A 17,071-nucleotide genomic window follows, 5' to 3' on the forward strand; every position below is an offset into this window, starting at 1 on the left:
AGTGGGTTCCCTTCAGTTTTCTTTTCTTCGCCGCGTCTTTCTGCCGGAACGATTCTGCTCGAAAAAAATCTCTTGCATTTCTATTCGGTGATAGGGCGGGGTCACGGCCAGTAAAGAACCCACAGCAACACGATGTGAATTTTCAGAGCGGTATTCGAATTTATCGAGCGGAATTATCTTCTGAGACTCCCCTGTTCTTCCAGTTGACAACGACAATACCAGCCGAAACCAATACGAGGGCAAATGCCATATACGAATTTAGCGCCTCTCCCGGAATAAAGGCTGCCGAGAGAAAGACACCGGCCACCGGGATCACGAAACGAAACATAGTGATCTCACCGGCTTTGTGAAAGCTGAGAATCGCGTACCATAAGGAAAAGGCTATGGCCGAAAGAAGCATAGAATATACCAGAAGGAGATCTCCCTTGAGCGTGAAAACAAGCGAATCCCCCTTCAACCCGGGAAAGCCGGCAATCAGGAGAAGAAAGCCGCCGATCGAAAGCTGCCATCCCGACACGAGAAAGGGAGATCGCCTAGATGACATCCATTTGGCATACATGGTGCCGAATGCACCGATTGTCGCCGCGATCAACATGAATCCGTCGCCCAGAAATACGAAGCTCAGAGTAAAGCCGACTTCAAAATTTGCAAGGAAAACACCGGCGAATCCCAGTATCATACCAAGCGTCTTTTTCCAGCTCAAACGGTCATTCTTGTATATGTAATGGGCAAGAAGAATTACGAGAAAGTTCTCTCCCGCCATTATTATCGAAGACTTCATACCCGTTGTGTAGCTCAGCCCGTTATAGAAGAAGAAATATAGCAGAAAAGTCTGCAGTATCCCGAGCGCCAGCAAATGGAGGTAGTCCTTCTTCGCGAATCTCGTTCTACCCTTTCTACCAAGGGGTATTGAAAGCATAAGCACCATGATGCCGGCCCCCAGAAACCGAATTCCCGCAAAGACAAGTTTGGCTGAAACGTCGTCCGGAGTGATAGACATTTCCTCGTAACTCAGTTTCAGCACCGGAAAAGCACTGCCCCAAAGAACAGAGCAGAATACTGCGGTCAAGGCCGCCATCCACTTCTTCTTCAAAATATCCATGAAATTAGTCTACACTAAAAATGTAGGTGAACTACAAAATGAGTGGGGCTAAACATGAACAATCATTGAGATGGTCACGAAAATTCTTTAGTGACACCCATCATATGAAATTCAAGATCCCGGTTTACGCAGCAATAAGGGCTTCGATGATATACTGCAGCACATGCATGAAGTTAGGGAAAGCTTTGCTGAAGTGTCATTTGATATCTGTTTTGCGTCGTTTTCTGCACTAGGCAAGTAAGAACTGTGATAGTTTGCCAACACGCATAACTATGCAATCAATTCCAAAGGCTGTCTCGCAACCACAGCAAAGAGGACCCTTGTTCAGACCTCTGCAGGATTTGCAGTAAGAGTTATGAGATGCTGATTCTTTTTTACACAAGAAGATAAGATCAAGAGTATTACCAGCAGTGTGATAATCAGTATGCGCTTCGTCATGCTTATCCCCCCTCAACCGTCCAGAAAGCCCAACAACCGTTTATGATAACTGGTTTTCCTGGCGATCTGGCAGACAAATATGACCTTGAAGGTTTTCATTCGAGGGATCGGAATAGAAGAACTGGAAAAAATAAGGCCTTTGCTGAATTTTATGATTTGATTATATCAGCACGGGAACCTCATCCAAAGAAAGCTCTTTTGAGTTTCTTATGTTTTGGAGAGCTTCTACCTTTTTATTTGGGCTTTGAAAAAGAACTACTCGGGGTTTTTCTGCCAATGAAGATACCTTCCCCTAACAAAAATACCCGGAGAGAAAATCATTTGTTTCCCTTGATGCAGTCCTGAGCTTTTCTCTACAAAGAAGGAAAGAAAATAAGCATTAAAGTCAAACGAATGCATAAGCATAAACGATACAGTTATTGGTTCTAAATGTTCTAAATTAGTTTTTGATAATCACTATCAACTGCAGTATAATGATAATGTTTCTGCCAGGTTCATCCGTTCTAGTTAATGCAGAAAAGAAGTGTGTGTTTTGCGGCTTTAAGCCGTTTTAGTTTTCTAAAAAGCTGTCTGGGTGATTCATTGTGAAGAAGAGAGATCGCGGGGCAATAAGCGTTGCATATGCCCGCAGAAAGGAAAAGGCTTACAAATACTTTACGGCCGCAGGTGTCATAGTTGGTTTGCTTTCGATAGTTTTGATAGTCACGGCAAACCAAATGTCGACTAACATTGTGCAAGATGCCGACTCGATTAGGCCTATCTTCATCGCAGGAATAGTGTTCGCGCCTATTTCGTTTTTTATTTACGTTTTTGCTTTGATAACTTCACTGAGCGCGGGAATAAGGAATTGGAATCTCGTTCTAGGATTCCTGTCTTCCTTTCAAGCCGTAGTCTCCCTGATTTTCGCAAGAGATATCCTTCTGCTGGACTCTTCTCTGAAGCTGAGCCTCCAGACTCCCAACTGGTCGTCATGCATTCTCTGGTCAATTCTAGTAGCCTCTCTCTTGCTCACATTCTTTGTAGGAGTCTTCTCAAGGAAGAGTGTATGAATCGGTAATTTCGCCGAAGATGAGCGAATGATAGGAATTATCGCCATAGAATGTGCTGGCTATACTACCATTCAGAGCTAAAGGCGTCAACGCTTCCTTTGAAACAACGCGACACTCCAGAACTTTGTCAGCCTCATCTACTACGACTATTGAAGGTGACAACCCCTCTCGAGCAGTCAATCCGGTTTCCTTGAACTTGTCGAAATACTTTCCGCTTCTTGTTCCACAGAAGTCCAAAGCCTCCTGCCACTTTGCTGACATGAAATTGACCGAGAATCCGTCGCTGCTTCTGAAAAAATCGTGCGTGAATCTGCTCGGCCTTATCATGGCAATGAAGACAGGTCGATTCCATGTGTAACCCAGGAAACCCCAGCCAACGGTTATCAAGTTCGTTTCAACGCCATCTGTCACTCCGATCAGAACTCTCCCGTCCCTCAGGGTTTCAAGAAGCTCCGTCGAGTGCTCCGGAAAGCTGAATTCTGTCATGCTAACCTCCTGTAACAAAGACGATTAGGGTTATCCCCCCATCGCTAAATCTTCTTAAGATGATTCGAAATTTCTGTGTAATCTGGCTCAACTCTGGGATCGTCTGAAACCCATGTGTAGGAAATTTTCCCGTCTTTATTCACAATGAATACGGCTCTCTTTGAAACAGTGAGACCCCTGACGCCGGCAAAGTCCTGATGCACGCCGCCGTACTTTCCGGATACTTCTCCTCCTATATCTGAGAGAAGCTGAAAAGAAAGGGAATTTTGCTCCTTGAAAGCTTTGTTGGCAAAAGGGCTGTCCATACTTATCCCGAGAATTGTAGCGTTAAGGCTCTCAAAGTTCGCAAGAGAATCTCTGAATGTACATAGTTCCTTTTGACATACACTCGTAAACGCACCGGGGTAGAAAACCAGTACAACTTTCTTTCCTAGATATTCGTTGAGTTTGTATTCCTTAAGATCCGAACCGAATAGTGAGAAGTCTATCGCCTTTTCTCCTTTTAGTAACATCCCATGTACCTCCTAAAACCGTCTATTATTGTCATATTAATTCTAGCAGATGATTAGGTGCGATACATAGAAGAAGAAACACCATGCATCCTTCATCGACATTCCCGACCTGGCCGCATTTGCCTTCCGGCTCAGACTGAGCAACCCCACGGCACACGGGAGCGCTCGCTTATGGCTGCTTCCTCCCGGACCTGACCAGGTTCGCAAGTTCCCGTTGCGCAGGACTCAATCCTCAACACCTTTAGACAAACCGACACCAAACCGGCAAAGCCTCAAAAGGCATTCGGCCCCGCGTATGGCGGATTTCGGGTACAGGGAACCGCCAGCTCCCCACCTAGCATGGTGTATATACATTATATATTCTGCTTTCTTAGCTTTCAAGTGATCTCTAGTTGTTCAGTCTGGTGAAGTCTATTCCAAGCACTAGAATGCTTCTGTTCGAATAGGTCCTTTTTGTGCCGGGAAGGATTATCTGTCTAACCCCGGAGGCAAGTATTCTTATTATCAGGTCGTCGGTCAAATCATTGTCAGAAGCCATTACAGAATCCCTCAAATCGTGACTGGCGAAATCGTAACTCTGAAGTTCTTCGTAACTCAAACCACTTTTTAGAAGCAGACTTTCACCGTCTTTGAAAACCGAGAAATTGTTCGCCCTGTTCACACGTGAACAATAAATAGCGAGCCTTCCGTCCGTATCAAGGTCATACTTCTTCATCTCGAATGTGAGTTCTCTTACAAAATAGTTGCCAAAGCCCGAATACGTTTCCTTCGATAGTGTCACCGCTTCATGGACCGGTACGGTCAGTATCATGATATCTCTCTCTCTTGCAGTGCGTATGGCATCGCGATCGAAAACGCCTCCAAAAGCTTCTACGCCATCGTCACTCAGTCTTTTCAAAGTATCACCATCGATGGCAAAGGTCGAAGCAAACATCGTATCGGGACCGCCCGTGGAAAAATCGTCCGGTACCTTGCCCGAAAAGACTTTTATGATCTTACCTTTATCAAGGAAAAGCGAAATGTTGTCGCTGTAGTAATAAAGCTCCATGAAAACATTAATGTTTCTAAGCTGAGACTTCTTGAGTCCAATGGCGGGATTACCGATCTGAACCTCATCAAGCAGACCAGGTTCCTTCGAAAGCTTTAGCAAATGAGCCTTCTGAGAGGGGTTATCCCCGTAAAGCAGCTGCATAACGTGTTCCATGACCGTATAGTCGTATTTCTCGGAAGCAAAAATCTGCGATAACGCCTTATGAATGGAAGAATTGTAAAGCAAAGCAGCGTAGATCGCCTTAAGAGCGTATCTTCTTCTTTTAAGAAGGGGAACATCTCCACAGTCCTCTAAACTGTCAATCACTTCATCATAATCCATAGGATCGGATATGACTACAATGTCCCTGTGGTTCTTGGCGCCCGCCATCAGCAGGGCCGGTCCACTGATATCGATCTCTTTTGAGAGATTAGACTCATCCGGTGATTCCTTTACAGCGGACTCGAAAGGCTTGAGATTCATAACTATCATGTCGAAAGGCAGAATCGAATGTTCCCTCATTTCCTCAATATGGGCAGGAAGATCCTGGATCGCAAGAATTCCACCTATAATCTTTGGGTGGATAGCTTTCAGCCTTCCGTCGAATATCGAAGGAAACCCAGTGTAATCAGCGACCTTTATTGCCTCGACACCATGATCTATAAGATATTCCGCAGTGTGATCAGTGGCGATGATTTCTACACCGTTCGAAACCAGATATCCAGCGATCTTTTCCACTCTTGACTTGTCATGTACGCTGACAAAGGCACGCTTTATGTTCATCAGGCACCTCCATGTGATTAGTTTATCATCAATCAATCCCTGAGAAATCCAACCAATGATTTATAATGTTATCAGTTTGGCGTATACTTTAGTATCTCATGCCCTTGGGTCGGGCAAGGATAGCGGGGGAGTAACATGACTGAAAAAGAATTGATTCAGAAATGCGAATCTGGGGAAATTGGTTTTGTCAGGCTTCAGATAACCGATATAAACGGTATGCTGAAGAATGTGGAAGTTCCTGCAAGAATGCTGCCTACAATTCTGGAAAAGGGTGCAATGTTCGACGGATCTTCAATCGACGGCTTTGTGCGAATCGAGGAGTCCGACATGTATCTACGGCCGGATCTTTCGACTTTCGCCTTTCTTCCCTGGGACAACTGTCAGGGAAAAACTATAAGACTCATCTGTGATGTCTACAAACCTGACGGTACACCATTTGAGGGAGATCCAAGATATGTTTTGAAGAGAGTCATCCAACGAGCCAAGAGTATGGGGTTCGAGACTTACGCCGGTCCTGAACCAGAATTCTTTATAGTCAAGAGAGACCATGACCGTGGAAAACCGATCGGAGCGTTTCTGGATACGGGAAGTTATTTCGACCTCCTTCCAGTTGACGGAGGTGAGGAGGTAAGAAAACAGATCGTGCTTTCTCTTCAGGAAATGGGGTTTGAAGTTGAGGCGGCACATCATGAGGTGGCCCCTTCACAACACGAAATTGACTTCAGATACACTGACATACTGAAGACCGCAGATAATATTCAGACATTCAAATGGGTTGTAAAGACAATAGCTATAGCCGACGGATTTCATGCCACGTTTATGCCGAAGCCCTTTTCGGGAGTCAACGGATCGGGAATGCATATCCACATGAGCCTCTTCTCGGACGGCAACAATGCCTTTTACGATTCCTCAAAAGATCACGGGTTAAGTGAAACCGCTCTGAGTTTCGTCGGGGGAATCATCTCACACGCAAAAGAGATTACCGCCGTCACAAATCCAACTATAAATAGTTATAAGAGACTTACACCTGGATACGAGGCCCCCGTGAATATCTCTTGGGCGCTGGGAAACAGGAGCGCAATGATCAGAATACCCAGCACGAGGGGAGAAGGAACAAGGCTGGAATTCAGAAGTCCCGATCCCACGTGCAATCCTTATCTTGCGTTAGCATTGACTCTTGCCGCCGGTCTGGACGGTGTTGAGAAGAGGATCGACCCGCCTAATCCAGTCGATGAGAATATTTTCAAGATGAAAGGTTCGAGAAGAAAGGAACTGATGATAGAAAACCTTCCAGGGACTCTGATCAATGCTCTTGAGTTTACCAGAAACAGCGAATTCGTGAAATCGACGCTAGGCGATCATATATTCAACACCTTTGTCAGATCAAAAGAGGGCGAATGGAGCGAATTCTGCGCTTCGGTCACCGACTGGGAGATCAGTAAGTATCTGGAGCTGTATTGAGGAAAGTCTCACCAAGAGGTTGGAAGGATAAAAGCAGTCTAACTTTTCTCGATGAATTTAGATTTTCAGTCAAATTATCCTGAAGTCAAGTGAATTCATTCGGATTTACTGAAACAGAAGTGCCCGGGCAGATTATCCGGGCACTTAAATGTCCGAAAGAATCAGTGTCCGCAGGTTGAACAGCTTCCGCCGGAGCATGAGCCGCAGCTATCGGAACTCGAGGATGATCCGAAGCTCGAAATATTAGTTATCTGCTTTGAGAGAATCCCCCCGCATTTTTCACAGGGAGGCACCGTAGCGCTCATCCCCAAAAGAAGACTCTCTTCGTGACCACATTTTTCGCAGACAAACCTGTATAAGGGCAAAAGAATCACCTCCGTAATTATTCAGAAGCCACATCGATCTCATCTATTAAGACCGAAGGAGAACTCACACGATAGATAGATGAAACCGAGTCGCTGCCAACTTCTAAAATGCCACTATAGACCTTCAATATGTTCGAAGATATCGTAAATTGCTCTATGGGATTACTTATCTTCCCGTCCTTCACGAAAAAGCCGCTCGCTCCAAGCGAAAATTCGCCCGAAACCTGATTCGTGCCGGAATGAAGACCGGTAAGATCAGTGACCAGAATGCCTTCGCCCATACTTTCGAGGAGTGCATCGAAACTCAAGTCTCCCGATCTAACAACAGTGTTCACTGGGGCTATTGAAGGCTTTGATCTGTAAGTACCCCTTACGGAGTTCCCCGTGGACTTCGTACCGTCTTTCGCGGCCGTTCTCAAGTCATACAGGAAAGTCTTCAACTCGCCTTTCTCAACAAGCGCTTTTTTACGCGTCGGCACTCCTTCGTCGTCAAATGGCTTACTGTAAGGACTCTCGGAAAGGAAGGGATCATCGTACACCGTAAGCTTGCTTGATCCAATTACGGTCCCCATTTTTCCTTTCAAGACGGAAAGGCCTCTTTGAACGTTGTCCGCCGAGTACATAGAGGTGAAAGTTCCGAAAAGCTGCCCGAAAACGTCGTTCCTGAAAACGACTCTGTACTTTCCACTCTTCACATTTCTCGCGCCAAGTTGATCTATGGCTCTTTTTGAAGCCTCTTCAGCGACTCCTTTCACATCCAGCTCTTCAGGCGTTCTGACAAGAGAGAAACTGAAACCCGTCTTCTTGGATTTCTCATCGCCTGCAAGACTCACGACAACTGCAAATCCGCCGTCGCTCTTGTACCGCCTATTCAGTCCAAGTGTATTGATTATGGTTACTTCCGACCAGGTATCGGCAGTCCTGCATGTCGGAACCATCACGATCCTTTTGTCGTATTCGAGAGCCAGCTTCTCCAGAGATACCACGGTATCGATCTTTTCCTTCACGGTCTTTTTCTGGAAGGCTCCTGAATAACCTTCAAAGTCACGGTACTCACCAGTTCCGTCATGGAAGATATAGACATCCTCTCCGCTCGCTATTGAGCAGTTCTCAAAAGCCTCTTCGACCAGCAGTGTCGCCGCCTCTTCGCTTAGAATCTCTGAAAATGCCGTGCCGATCTTTCCGTTCTTGAGGCCTCTGAAGTAAACCTCTATCGAACTGGCATCCGTGTATGAATCGATTTCTCCATTCAGAGAGCTTAACTGAAATTCTCCACCTTTCGAGTAATAGATCTCGGCTTCATCAAAGCCCTTTTCTTTGGAGATTTTGAAAGCCTTGTCGGCAAAGGTATTGAAATCCATCAATTTCGCCCCCCAACAATCAGTTCAGAAACTCTTACGGTTGGCTGGCCCACATCGGCCGGGATCGAACCCGAGATCGACCCGCACATACCCTGCCCCCGTTCGAGATCGTTGCCAACCATATCAATCTTCGTAAGGACCTCATTGCCCTTTCCGATAAGTGTCGCACCCCTTACCGCTCTGGTTATCCTTCCCTTCTCTATCATGTATCCTTCCTTTACCGCAAAGTTGAATTCACCCGTGGAAGGCATAACCGATCCCCCACCGAGAGACTTCGCGTAGAGACCGTAGTCTGTGGCAGCTATTATCTCCTCGGGATAGTACTCTCCGGGAAGAAGGAACGTATTGCTCATTCTCGATGTCGGCGCAAACGTGTAATCCTGTCTTCTTGCGCTTCCAGTAGGTTTCATTTTCATCTTTATTCCACCAAGGCGATCGATCATGTAGCTTTTTAGAACTCCTTTATCGATCAGTAAGTTTCTCCTTGTCGGAGTACCTTCATCGTCAACATTTGCCGATCCCCAGGCATTGGGAATTGTTGGATCGTCTACAGCAGACACACATTCATTTGCTATCTTCTGACCGAGCTTACCGGCAAATACAGATGCGCCTTTGGCTACTCCCGTAGCTTCGAGCGCATGGCCGCAGGCCTCGTGAAATATTACTCCTCCAAACTCGTTGGAGATTATCACAGGCATTCGTCCAGCAGGAGCAAACTCCGCCCTTACCATTCTGTCTGCGATTCTTGCGGCCCTTTCTCCGGCGGCCCTGGGATCGACCATATTAAACAACTCAAAGCCCATTGCTGCTCCCGGTCCGTAGAAACCACTTTCCATTTGTCCGTCTTTTGTGGCGACAGCCGATATCGCTAGTCTCGTCCTTACACGGCGATCATGCGCCTTCACGCCTTCGGAATTGTAGATCCAGACGTTCTGATCGTATTCAACGAAATTCACGACAACCTGAGATATTGTCGAAGCGAAGGTCGATGCTCCTTCATGGGCAAGTTGCATAACTCTTACCTTCTCTTTTTTCGGTACATTATTCGGTGAAAAGAGAACTGGACAGACGTCAACAAACTCTTCATTTCTAAAATCAATAACTGAATCCGCGACCCTATCCTGACTTATAACGGCCCTCAGCCTTTCTGCAACTTTCATGAGACCATCGAGCGAAAGTTCGTTTGTGTAAGCATAGATGCTTCTAGTACCTTTAAAGGCACGTAACCCCGCTCCGAATAATTTCCCCGACACGCTACCTTCTACTTCACCTTGAACCATGTTTATACTTCCCGTATATCTCTCTTCTAAAAAGATCTCTGCAAAATCCGCTCCGCCAGACAGTATCTTGTTGATAACTGCGGAGTATGCTTCATCTGAATGCATGATGCACCTCCAATCTTGTTAGGTATTCTTACAATTCTACAACATTTTCGAGATTTGGGTCTTAACAAAGGAAATGAAATATAAGGTTAGGTGGAATTTCTCCTTCTGGATCTCCTGGGAACTCCATATTTAAGAAAAATCGGTCTGCCGGCGAGATTTCTAAGAACAAACCTAATCGTAATGGCACCTATGACTACGGCTCCTCCAATCATGGGAAGCCTACCGGGAATCTCTCCCATGAACAAAAAGACCCAAACGGGACTGAGAATGGGCTCAATCATGAGAATCAAAATGGCCTCGAGGGCTGTGGAATGTTTGATTGCCTCAGAGTAGAAAACATACGATAATCCCAGTTGTGCCACGCCCAAAATAAAGAGGCTGATCCATCCGGAAGGACTCGGTAGAGATCCCACAATGAAAGGCACTCCGATCGCAGCCGTCAGTATGTTCCCCAGAAGCACTGACTCCAAAGGCGAACCATCCTTCTGAAGTCTCATGAAGATGTTGAAAAGAGCGAAGGTAACTCCACTTGCAACCGCCAGAATATTTCCCGCCATTCCCCTGCTGTCCAGGCTTTCAAAGAAGAAGAGGGCCATACCGCCAAATACCGCATTAATGGTGATCCAGTCGAGAAGCTTCGCCCTCTCCTTCAATATCCATACACTCAACAGAGCAACATATATAGGCGCAGTCGATTGAAGCAGAATAGCATTTGCAGCCGTTGTCATCTTGTTTGCCGAAACAAAGAGAATCACCGTGGCCGAGTAAGAGAGAGCAGAGGCTATCTGTGACAAGGACCATGTGAATTTCGGTCTTCCAAGGGCAATGAGTATTACCAGGGATGCAATCATGCTCCTGATCCCCGATATCGCAAGAGGGTTTGAGTCGACGTTCTTGATCAAGAGACCTCCGGTACTCCAAAGAAGACCGGTAAGAATCAATAAGATCACAGACTTTGTTCCAGAAGACTTCTCTTTACTCCGGTTCATAATTCACCTGCCGATTCTGCTTCAATCCCCATGGAAGAAGAATACATCAGATGATAGCAGTAGACAAGCATCCAGACCGTTAAGAGAAAGCGAGGTTAGAGGTTAGTCGTCAGAGGTTGGAAGAGCAGAAAATTAGCTGCAAGATGCAAGTTCCAAGTTGCAAGAATAAGAACCAAAACCTGAACGCTAGACCTAGATGCTGAAACAAGTTCAAAGAAAGACGAGGTTAGAGGTTAGTCGTCAGAGGTTGGAAGAGCAGAAAATTAGTTGCAAGATGCAAGTTCCAAGTTGCAAGAATAAGAACCAAAACCAGAATGCTAGACCTGGATGCTGAAACAAGTTCAGACGAATTATTTCGCTTTCGGAATCAGCAAAGGCTGTCATTCCAATCTCGCCTTCTCGCGTGTCTCTCACGTTGTCATCCCGGACTTGATCCGGGATCTGCACTTCTGAAGGCGTGGCTGGGGGTAGCGGGTTGGGGGTTGGAAGAGCAAGAGAAACGGTTGACCGTTGAGCGGTTCTCCGTTCTCAGAGAAGAACGGTTGCAAGTTCCTAGATGCAAGTTGTGAGAAGAAGAAAGAAAACCTTTTTCTTAAGGGCTATTAAGTAAGCTCGTTACTGACATTCAAGAAGAGAGCACCGAGATTCTGAATCAAGTTCAGAATGACAGGTTGTTGTGTTCTTAAGAATTACAGGATGCTGTCAAGGGATGTGATGCTTTCGGTAAGCCTGCCTGGATGCTGAAACAAGTTCAGATGACGCGGAGCGCAGGGTATCGATTACAGGGTCTGGGGTCTAGTGAAGAGAACCGGCAATCAGTTCAGGGTTTCAATACAACTGAGAAAGTTGTCCGGGCGGTTTGTGAAAGCCTCTCACTCTGTCATCCCGGACTTGATCCGGGATCTGCACTTCTGAAGAAGACGTGGCCGGGGGTAGCGGGTTGGGGGTTGGAAGAGCAAGTAATCAGTTCCATGTTGCAAGTTGTGAGTTGTGAGAGCAAAGGCCGGGGTCAGAGGTTTGAAGATAGATGCAGGAAGATCAAATCAGACCGGTCTGCCGTTGAATGGTTCTCCGTTCACCGAATGAAAAACCTGTTCTTCGTTCCAGAGCGAGGATCTGTCTTTGTTCTTGGTCAAGCGATAAAGCAAGAGCATCCAGATTCCGACCAGGAGCTTTGTCGGAATGACGGAATCTGGCCTTTTCGCAATAACCATTAATTGTCATCCCAAACTTGTTTGGGGATCTGGTCCCGAAGAACCAAGAACCTGGATGCGTAGCGTCGGAACGAAGAACCGTTCTTCTCCGAAGGACCAAGGACGGCTCTTTGCAGCGTTCAGCGGGTTATCCGCTTTTAAGCCCACAGCGGTTCTTTTGCTTGCAACTTGGAACAAGCAACTTGTAACTGCCCTTCATGAAGGACCAAGGACGGCTTTCCCCAGCGACCAGCGGGTTCTTGCTCTTAAGCGTACAGCGGATCTTTGGATCGAGATGCTGAAACAAGTTCATGACGATGTGTGCTTGACAAGAACGAACAACCTAGACGCGTAGCGTCGGAACAAAGAACCGTTCTTCTCAAGGGACGGTGAGACCACTGACGGGTAACGACTATCAATTCTCTTCTTCTGAAATCGGCACTACCTTCGCTGGGCGGAGCCGCTGCATTTGATACTATTTCGGACTATAATAGTTGAATGCGCAACCATCTGTGAGGTGAGTTATGGCAAAAGACATACACAAGATGCTTGGTGAAGAAAAGATTGGGAGGCTTCTTCTAAGTCTCTCTTTGCCTGCCACTATTGGGATGCTTGTCCAGGCTATGTATAACTTTGTTGACACAATCTTTGTTGGAAAAGGTGTCGGATCGATGGGAATCGCAGGCATCTCGATCTCCTTGCCTGTTCAAATATTCGTTATGGCATTCGCTCAAATGTTCGGAATCGGTGGCGCTTCCGTGATATCGAGGTCGCTGGGTGAAAGGGACCACGAAAAGGCGAGACGAGCCGCCGGAAACGTAATGGTCTTCTCGCTCGCCTTCGGATTGGTAATGACTCTCCTAGGACAGTTCTTTTTAGATCAGCTGCTTATAATGCTCGGTGCTAGTGAAGCCATAATTCCGTATGCAAGAGAATACCTGGGTATAATACTTCTTGGAAGCGCTTTCTTTTCTTTCGGCATGGCTATGAATCATGTGGTGAGGGCCGAAGGAAAACCGAAAATAGCAATGGCCGCAATGCTGATCTCTGCCGTTCTCAATATTATACTTGACCCGATTTTTATATTCTCTCTAAATATGGGAATAAGGGGCGCGGCTTTGGCGACCGTTCTGTCTCAAGCTGCCACTTCAATCTATGTTCTCTTCTACTTCTTAAGTGGGAAAAGCCTACTGAGAGTCTCTTTAAGATCGCTGATCCCCGAATGGAGAATAATGAGAGAGACTGTCTCGGTTGGACTCTCCGCCTTTTCAAGGCAGGTAGCCGGCAGCCTTCTGGCCGTGGTTCTCAACAATTCGCTGGTTTTCTACGGAGGAGATATTGCCGTTGCAGTTTATGGAGTGATCAACCGACCTCTGATGGTTTTTATCATGCCCATGTTCGGCGTAAACCAGGGATTTCTTCCAATTGTCGGATACAACTATGGTGCCAGAAAAATGAGACGGGCGAGAGAGTCTGTCAAACTTGCATCTGCAGTTACTACAATGATTGCTCTTTTCTCATCAATAGTCATGTTTCTGTTCGCGAGACAACTCATATCAATTTTCACCGATGAAACAGAGCTTATTGAGTCCACCATTTTTGCACTCAGAATAGTTATCCTTGCCACCCCCACGATAGGAGTTCAGGTTATTGCATCTGGAATGTTCCAGGCTCTCGGAAAGGCTTTACCAGCACTTTTCTTATCCCTCCTCAGGCAGATAATCATACTTATCCCTCTGATTTTAGTTATCCCGCGCTTCCTTGGGATTAACGGCATCTGGATATCCTTCCCTCTTGCCGATTTGATTGCTTTCGCAATCTCGCTGGTTTTCTACCTCAGAGAGTTGAAAATATTCCGTTCAGGCGAGCTCAATGTTGAGGAGGAATAACGGATGTCTCATGATCTATCCTTCAATGGGGAAGGGTACATAAGTCGCTGGATATACTGCATTTCACGCAGTGCAAACGTCTACTTCAGCAGGGAAATGCAGAAATATGGATTGGGAAGCGGGCACTTCTTCTTTTTGAGAGTTCTTATGTCAAAAGAAGGAATCAGCCAGAACGAACTTAGCGATATTCTGGGTGTTGACAAAGCCACAACCGCAAAGGCCATGAGCAAACTAACTGAAGCGGGTTACGTTAAGAGAGACATCGATTCTTTGGACACCCGGGTTTACAGGCTTTTTCTTACCGATAACGGGAAGAAGATCGGACAGAAACTCCGAAAACTTGGCTCGGAGCTTGAAGAGATACTAACGGAAGGCTTTTCAGACGACGAAAAGCAGCAACTGCTATCCCTTCTTGAGAGAGCAGCCACTAATGCGAAAAAGGCAAAGTAAGTTCATAACTATCTCCGGGTCCCTTCTCAGGCAATCAAAAAACACGGTCTCCGCAAACGCAGAGGCCATGTTTGTGGGACATATCGAAAAGCTTATCTGAATCTTCAGTAAAGAGTCTTCAAGAACTCTTTTATTTCTTCGGAAGCCGCGTAATCCTCTGGGGTCTTATCGGAGTTGTCCTTGACATTTGCTAGAAGGCCGAAACTGTTTAGAATTGTCAACATTTCGATTCCGTCCCATTCGTCCTGAACCGCATAATGAGCGGGTGTCATACCGGCATGGTCCCTATGATTTACGTTGGCCCCCTTCTCTCCGAGATGGGATATCGCCTCCATGTTGTAGTCTACAACAGCATAGAAAATTGGGGTTCTGCCTTCGTCATCTTCGGCGTCGATATTTGCCCCACTTTCCAGCAAGTAATCAACCATCTCCAGACTCCCATAACTACCCACCGCTGCATGGATTGGCTGAAGACCTCCCTGTGCTTTTATCGAGACGTCTGCTCCTTTCTGGATCAAAAGCTTTGCAATGTCAGTTTTTCCATATGCTGCAGCGATATGAAGCGGAGAGATCCCGGTCTCGACTTCGTTATTGTCTACGCTGATTCCTGCCGAAAGCAACTGCTCGATAACTTCTACATCTTCTTCATACACGGCTAGATGCAGATGGAACGGTAAATAGTTGTTGTTGTCCCTTGCCAGGACGTCCGCTCCAAGAGAGATCAACAGCTTGACATTCTTGAGGTGATCATCTTCGGCAGCGATATGGAGAGGTGTCTTTCCCTCGGTGTTTCTAGCGTTTATATCGATCCCAAGCTTGACAAACATTTCTATGTTTTTTGTGGAACCTTTTCCGGCAGCACGATGGAGGAGAGTATTCCCATCCTCATCTACAGCCCAGTAGTCCGCTCCAAACTCAATCAGCTTAATAGCGACATCGTTTTTCGACTTAGATACAGCCAGCTGAAGCGGCGTGTAGTACTCGTTTCCTACAGACACATCGGCCCCGTATTCCAGAAGAGCCTCTATGCCCTCAATTGGGAGACCTTCCGATATAGCTAGGTATAGCGGCGTTCTGCCGTCTTTGGCCGGTTTATTTGGATCGGCGCCGCTTTCCAGAAGGAATTTTACGGTGTTTGTCCCCTTCGAAAAGATCGCGGCGATCAGCGGAGACCGGAAAGCATATTCAACTCTCTCAAGATCGGCCCCCTTCTCTACAAGATACTTCACAACTTCCAGAGTAACGTCGTTCTTGGAGTTGTTGCATGCGAGGATCAAGGGCGTATAGCCTTCATAAAACATCGAACTTGCTGGATGAGCGTTTATATCCGCCCCTCTTTCAAGCAGTATCTTCACAACCTCGAGGAGGCCCTTTCTCGCCGCGTAATGAAGAGCGGTATAACCGTTGTCGTCAACAATGGAGATGTCTGCTCCGGATTCGATTAGAAAAACCGCAATATCCGAGTGGCCGGAATCTGCAGCAACCATAAGGGCCGATTTGTTTGCGTAACCCAGCTCATTGATGTCACCACCACTGTTCAAGGCTTCCTTAACTCCCTGCAGGTCACCGTTGGACGCACTGTTGTAAACGTTTGAAAATAAGACTACTGATAACAGCAATACAGACAAAAGCACTGACAAGATTTTTCTCATACTTGAATCCTCCTTCATGGATGTAAGCAATTTCAGTTATTTAAAATAGCTAATGATCTCCGCGAATGACAGTATCCAGCTGAAGTATTCCATTAACCTGTCGAGATCCATACAAGAGTGATCTTGAATCTAACACCAGGTTGAACTAATCGGTCAGAAACAGCCTCGCTTGTTCAATAAGCGACCTATTGCAGCATACGAAACTGTGAACGATCTACTATTCGCAGTCTCGAATCACGAAAGTGCATGTTCAACGGCCGCCCGGGCGTGAATGGCCGTCGTATCGAAAACGGGAATGTCCACGTCGGACTCTTTTATCAAAAGAGGTATTTCGGTGCAACCAAGGATCACTCCCTCTGCTCCGTTCATTTGCAACCCGTTAATTATTTTCTTATATGCCGACTTTGATTCTTCTCTAAAGATTCCTTTGCACAGCTCCTCGAAGATGATCCTATCTACTACTGCCCTTTCTTCTTCCGAGGGAACGATAACACTTATCCCAAATCCCGCCAATGTATCCCTATAGTAAGCTCTTTCCATGGTGAATCTTGTTCCGAGGAGTCCAACGGTTTTAAGTCCTCTTCGCTCGATCTCCTCACCGACAGCAATGCCTATTTCGATGACCTCGAGTCCGGATGCCTTTTCAATTTCCCTTGCTATGAGGTGCATTGTGTTCGTACAGATGATCAGAAAATCCGCACCCGCTCTCTTAAGATCTTGGGCAGCCTCGGAAAGGACTCTCTCTATGTCCTTCCAGTCATCCATCTTCATCATGTCCGAGACCGGTCCGAAGTCAACGGAAGCCATTATGCATTCCGCGGAATGCAATCCCCCAAGCCTGTTCTTAACCATCTCATTAAGCAATCTGTAGTACTCGAGCGATGACTCCCAGCTCATTCCTCCAAGTAAACCTATGCGCTTCATGT

15 protein-coding genes and 1 other RNA gene are annotated in these 17,071 nt (G+C 46.4%); 4 read left to right on the plus strand and 12 right to left on the minus strand.

The window, feature by feature from the left end; translation table 11 throughout:
* Nucleotides 1-160 precede the first annotated feature (160 nt).
* Complete coding sequence (locus tag V513_RS09550; protein ID WP_099772566.1) at nucleotides 161-1,102, minus strand: DMT family transporter; 942 nt, start codon at nucleotides 1,100-1,102, stop codon at nucleotides 161-163.
* Nucleotides 1,103-2,124: 1,022 nt separating this feature from the next.
* Here V513_RS09550 and V513_RS09555 point away from each other — a divergent pair.
* Nucleotides 2,125-2,589, plus strand: coding sequence for a hypothetical protein (locus V513_RS09555; protein ID WP_099772567.1), 465 nt, complete (start codon nucleotides 2,125-2,127; stop codon nucleotides 2,587-2,589).
* Here the strand turns inward: V513_RS09555 and V513_RS09560 are convergent.
* The 4 genes from V513_RS09560 to V513_RS09575 all read right to left on the minus strand — a co-directional run bounded on the left by V513_RS09560 (nucleotide 2,572) and on the right by V513_RS09575 (nucleotide 5,400).
* Nucleotides 2,572-3,075 carry a flavin reductase family protein gene (locus V513_RS09560; RefSeq protein WP_006490088.1) on the minus strand — a complete coding sequence of 168 codons (504 nt, stop codon included), beginning with the start codon at nucleotides 3,073-3,075 and terminating at the stop codon, nucleotides 2,572-2,574. The two genes, V513_RS09555 and V513_RS09560, sit on opposite strands and share 18 nt — an antisense overlap.
* A 44-nt stretch (nucleotides 3,076-3,119) precedes the next feature.
* Nucleotides 3,120-3,587, minus strand: a complete 468-nt coding sequence (locus V513_RS09565; protein WP_014729978.1) for a peroxiredoxin — start codon at nucleotides 3,585-3,587, stop codon at nucleotides 3,120-3,122.
* Between the two features lie 81 nt (nucleotides 3,588-3,668).
* Nucleotides 3,669-3,930, minus strand: an RNA gene (ffs, locus tag V513_RS09570) — signal recognition particle sRNA large type.
* A gap of 45 nt (nucleotides 3,931-3,975) precedes the next feature.
* A complete protein-coding gene (locus tag V513_RS09575; protein ID WP_099772568.1) occupies nucleotides 3,976-5,400 on the minus strand; it encodes a phosphoribosylaminoimidazolecarboxamide formyltransferase in 1,425 nt (474 codons plus the stop codon).
* Nucleotides 5,401-5,535: 135 nt separating this feature from the next.
* Here V513_RS09575 and glnA point away from each other — a divergent pair, with 135 nt between their 5' ends.
* Entirely contained in the window at nucleotides 5,536-6,861 is a 1,326-nt protein-coding gene (gene glnA, locus V513_RS09580) for a type I glutamate--ammonia ligase (RefSeq protein WP_099772569.1), read from the plus strand.
* 161 nt (nucleotides 6,862-7,022) lie between these two features.
* On the opposite strand, the gene V513_RS14340 is transcribed toward glnA, so the two are convergent.
* The 5 genes from V513_RS14340 to V513_RS13875 all read right to left on the minus strand — a co-directional run bounded on the left by V513_RS14340 (nucleotide 7,023) and on the right by V513_RS13875 (nucleotide 12,175).
* Complete coding sequence (locus tag V513_RS14340) at nucleotides 7,023-7,235, minus strand: FmdB family zinc ribbon protein (RefSeq protein WP_373561615.1); 213 nt, start codon at nucleotides 7,233-7,235, stop codon at nucleotides 7,023-7,025.
* A gap of 8 nt (nucleotides 7,236-7,243) precedes the next feature.
* A complete protein-coding gene (locus V513_RS09590; protein WP_014729975.1) occupies nucleotides 7,244-8,587 on the minus strand; it encodes a TldD/PmbA family protein in 1,344 nt (447 codons plus the stop codon).
* On the minus strand, nucleotides 8,587-9,972 hold the full coding sequence (locus tag V513_RS09595; protein ID WP_099772572.1) for a TldD/PmbA family protein: 1,386 nt from the start codon (nucleotides 9,970-9,972) through the stop codon (nucleotides 8,587-8,589). Before V513_RS09595 ends, V513_RS09590 begins: the two co-directional genes overlap by 1 nt.
* 86 nt (nucleotides 9,973-10,058) lie before the next feature.
* Nucleotides 10,059-10,961, minus strand: a complete 903-nt coding sequence (locus V513_RS09600) for a DMT family transporter (protein WP_099772573.1) — start codon at nucleotides 10,959-10,961, stop codon at nucleotides 10,059-10,061.
* A 1,043-nt stretch (nucleotides 10,962-12,004) separates the two neighbouring features.
* The gene (locus tag V513_RS13875; protein ID WP_158309312.1) at nucleotides 12,005-12,175 is read right to left on the minus strand and encodes a hypothetical protein; all 171 of its coding nucleotides are present in this window, start codon (nucleotides 12,173-12,175) and stop codon (nucleotides 12,005-12,007) included.
* Between the two features lie 503 nt (nucleotides 12,176-12,678).
* Here V513_RS13875 and V513_RS09620 point away from each other — a divergent pair.
* Both V513_RS09620 and V513_RS09625 read left to right on the plus strand, forming a co-directional pair.
* Complete coding sequence (locus tag V513_RS09620) at nucleotides 12,679-14,043, plus strand: MATE family efflux transporter (RefSeq protein ID WP_099772575.1); 1,365 nt, start codon at nucleotides 12,679-12,681, stop codon at nucleotides 14,041-14,043.
* A 3-nt stretch (nucleotides 14,044-14,046) separates the two neighbouring features.
* On the plus strand, nucleotides 14,047-14,493 hold the full coding sequence (locus tag V513_RS09625) for a MarR family winged helix-turn-helix transcriptional regulator (RefSeq protein WP_099772576.1): 447 nt from the start codon (nucleotides 14,047-14,049) through the stop codon (nucleotides 14,491-14,493).
* A gap of 104 nt (nucleotides 14,494-14,597) precedes the next feature.
* Here V513_RS09625 and V513_RS09630 read toward each other — a convergent pair whose 3' ends face one another.
* Together V513_RS09630 and V513_RS09635 are read right to left on the minus strand one after the other, a co-directional pair.
* On the minus strand, nucleotides 14,598-16,145 hold the full coding sequence (locus tag V513_RS09630) for an ankyrin repeat domain-containing protein (RefSeq protein ID WP_099772577.1): 1,548 nt from the start codon (nucleotides 16,143-16,145) through the stop codon (nucleotides 14,598-14,600).
* A gap of 234 nt (nucleotides 16,146-16,379) precedes the next feature.
* Nucleotides 16,380-17,069, minus strand: a complete 690-nt coding sequence (locus V513_RS09635) for an aspartate/glutamate racemase family protein (protein WP_099772578.1) — start codon at nucleotides 17,067-17,069, stop codon at nucleotides 16,380-16,382.
* Between the last annotated feature and the right edge of the window lie 2 nt (nucleotides 17,070-17,071).

This window comes from Mesotoga sp. H07.pep.5.3 (genome assembly GCF_002752615.1).
Taxonomy (GTDB): domain Bacteria; phylum Thermotogota; class Thermotogae; order Petrotogales; family Kosmotogaceae; genus Mesotoga; species Mesotoga prima.

Bases quoted from the DNA above. Each gene is read 5' to 3' on its own strand.
- V513_RS09600 (WP_099772573.1), bottom strand. From the start codon at position 10,961: ATGAACCGGAGTAAAGAGAAGTCTTCTGGAACAAAGTCTGTGATCTTA.
- V513_RS09575 (WP_099772568.1), bottom strand. From the start codon at position 5,400: ATGAACATAAAGCGTGCCTTTGTCAGCGTACATGACAAGTCAAGAGTG.
- V513_RS13875 (WP_158309312.1), bottom strand. From the start codon at position 12,175: ATGGTTATTGCGAAAAGGCCAGATTCCGTCATTCCGACAAAGCTCCTG.
- glnA (WP_099772569.1), top strand. From the start codon at position 5,536: ATGACTGAAAAAGAATTGATTCAGAAATGCGAATCTGGGGAAATTGGT.
- V513_RS09565 (WP_014729978.1), bottom strand. From the start codon at position 3,587: ATGTTACTAAAAGGAGAAAAGGCGATAGACTTCTCACTATTCGGTTCG.
- V513_RS09550 (WP_099772566.1), bottom strand. From the start codon at position 1,102: ATGGATATTTTGAAGAAGAAGTGGATGGCGGCCTTGACCGCAGTATTC.
- V513_RS09635 (WP_099772578.1), bottom strand. From the start codon at position 17,069: ATGAAGCGCATAGGTTTACTTGGAGGAATGAGCTGGGAGTCATCGCTC.
- V513_RS09625 (WP_099772576.1), top strand. From the start codon at position 14,047: ATGTCTCATGATCTATCCTTCAATGGGGAAGGGTACATAAGTCGCTGG.
- V513_RS09630 (WP_099772577.1), bottom strand. From the start codon at position 16,145: ATGAGAAAAATCTTGTCAGTGCTTTTGTCTGTATTGCTGTTATCAGTA.
- V513_RS09595 (WP_099772572.1), bottom strand. From the start codon at position 9,972: ATGCATTCAGATGAAGCATACTCCGCAGTTATCAACAAGATACTGTCT.
- V513_RS09560 (WP_006490088.1), bottom strand. From the start codon at position 3,075: ATGACAGAATTCAGCTTTCCGGAGCACTCGACGGAGCTTCTTGAAACC.
- V513_RS09590 (WP_014729975.1), bottom strand. From the start codon at position 8,587: ATGGATTTCAATACCTTTGCCGACAAGGCTTTCAAAATCTCCAAAGAA.
- V513_RS09620 (WP_099772575.1), top strand. From the start codon at position 12,679: ATGGCAAAAGACATACACAAGATGCTTGGTGAAGAAAAGATTGGGAGG.